Origin of the sequence: Pseudomonas sp. CM27 (genome assembly GCF_013179515.1) — a bacterium.
GTDB lineage: Bacteria > Pseudomonadota > Gammaproteobacteria > Pseudomonadales > Pseudomonadaceae > Aquipseudomonas.
Genome location: NZ_JABMCN010000416.1, coordinates 1 through 2,049 on the forward strand (window position 1 = coordinate 1; position 2,049 = coordinate 2,049).

At 62.4% G+C, this 2,049-nt stretch carries 2 protein-coding genes; one reads left to right on the forward strand and one right to left on the reverse strand.

Features of this window, described 5'->3' with window-relative positions:
• Positions 1-585: aminotransferase class III-fold pyridoxal phosphate-dependent enzyme (locus tag HP547_RS28515; protein WP_172288841.1), on the reverse strand; the 585-nt coding region annotated here is incomplete at its 3' end.
• Between the two features lie 210 nt (positions 586-795).
• Between HP547_RS28515 and HP547_RS28520 the strand changes: the two genes are divergently transcribed.
• Entirely contained in the window at positions 796-1,719 is a 924-nt protein-coding gene (locus HP547_RS28520) for a LysR family transcriptional regulator (RefSeq protein WP_172225151.1), read from the forward strand.
• Positions 1,720-2,049 lie beyond the last annotated feature (330 nt).

Consider the following 2,049-nt stretch of genomic DNA (forward strand, 5'->3'; position numbering starts at 1 on the left):
CAGGGCTGCCAGGTCGTTGAACGGCACTTTGCTGAAACCAGGCAGGCCGGGCTCACAGCGGATGCAAGGCAGTGGGTCGGAAGCCGACAGTGCACCCAGGCTGCGACCATGGCAGGCCTGGCTGGCGGTGATGATGTGATAGGCGCCGTTGCGGTGCAGCTGGCCCCACTTGCGCGCCAGCTTGATCGCGCCCTCACAGGCCTCGGCACCGCTGTTCAACAGGTACGCCTGATCGCTGCCGGTGCTCTGGCACAGGCGATTGACCAGCCCGAGCAGGCCGCGGCTGTGGAAGCCCGCGCCCGGATTGATCAGCGCCTGGGCCTGGTCGGCCAGCGCTTTCGCCAGCACGCTGGGGCTGTGGCCCAGGCTGTTGACTGCGCCACCTTGGGTGAAGTCCAGAAAGGCGTGCCCTTGGTTGTCCCACAACCAGGAGCCCTGCCCGCGCACGAATACCTGCGCTGCCCGTTCGGCGCTGGGCATCAGGCACTCACGCGAAAGCTCGGGTGCTTGCGCCACAACCACCGGCACACGCTTGGCCTCCGGGATGGCGGCAGGCGCCTGGCGGCGCAGGTTGAACAGGTTCATCAGGGCTCCAACCAATCACGGTAAGGGGCGGCCTCGGTGCGGTCTTGGTGCCGACACTCGATATTTTGCCTTGCCTATCAAAAGTGTTTTTCATCCGGGGTAACAATCAACCTGAATGTCGCTGTAACCCGTTGGAATACGGCGATAGACTAGGCCCAGCGAGGGGTTTCGACCATTTCGTTTTCCCAGCATTATTGATAAGTGTCGCTTATGGATTTCCGCCAACTGCGTTATTTCGTCGCGGTGTATGAAGAAGGCCACGTCGGCCGCGCCGCCGAGCGCCTGTCGCTGTCGCAGCCAGCCCTTTCCCAGCAGATCCGCCAGCTGGAGCACAGCCTCGACCTGAGCCTGTTCGAGCGCAGCAATAAACGCCTGCTGCCGACCCTGGCCGCACACACACTGTACAACCATGCCCTGCCACTGCTGGACGGCATGCAGCGCGCCCACGAGGCCATGCGCAACTTCAAGGGCCAGTCGCTGCGCACCCTGGCGATCGGCGTGTTGCAGACCGTACGGCCAAGCCTGGTGCCACAACTGCTCGAACGGCTGCGCAAGGCGCAGCCGCACCTTGTGGTGCAGATCTATGAGTTATCGGGGCTGGAGATCGAACGGCGCTTGCTTAGCGGCAACCTGGACATCGGTATCAGCTACCTGCCGCCCCGTCAGCCCGGTTTGCATGGCCTGTTGTTGTACGAAGACGAGCTGCAACTGGTCATCCCCGATACCCACCCACTCAAGGATTTCAAGAAGGTGTCTATCCGCCAGGCCGCAGAGCTGCCGATGTTGATGCTTGGCGAGGAGTTTCAGATCCGCCAGATCTGGCAGGCCCAGCTGGCCAGCCTGGGCCGCCGGCCGCAGGTGCAGGCGGAGATGAACAACATGGCGGGGATTCTCGACAGCCTGGGCCACACGGCGCTGGCCACCATCTTGCCGGGGCGGGCCAAGGAAGCCGCCGAGGATGACCAGGGGCTGCTGTGGAAGCCCTTGAGCGAGCCGCGGGTGCCGCTGAAGGTCGGCCTGGTATTCCGCGATGCACAGCGCCAGCAGGCCTCAGTGGAACTGCTGCGCACGCTGCTGGAGGAAGAAACGGATGCTCGCCTGTTGGCGGCATCACCGCTGGATGTGTTGGCCTGAAAAAACACGCGCACAAAGAAAACCCCGCCGAAGCGGGGTTTTCCAGACTGTTTCCCTGTGACATCCGTATCGCCCCGCCATCCTGGCAGGTGGTCCTTCGTCGTCATCCTTGATCTGTCCTTTGCGCTTCCTGCGCAACGTCCATGTGGTAAAGATTAACCGTGGATCCAATCTGAGAACAGTGGTGAAAAGTCACCACGGCGTGTAGGAAAAAGCTTACACAGGGGGATTCACTCGCAAATCCGCCGAAGTGTCAGAACTGCTCGGCGTCCAGCAGGAACAGTGACTCGCTGCCTGCCTGCACCGAAGCCACCAGCGAATCCACCCTTG

Excerpts from the sequence above, each read along its gene's own strand:
- HP547_RS28520 (WP_172225151.1), top strand. The coding sequence starts at position 796 with ATGGATTTCCGCCAACTGCGTTATTTCGTCGCGGTGTATGAAGAAGGC.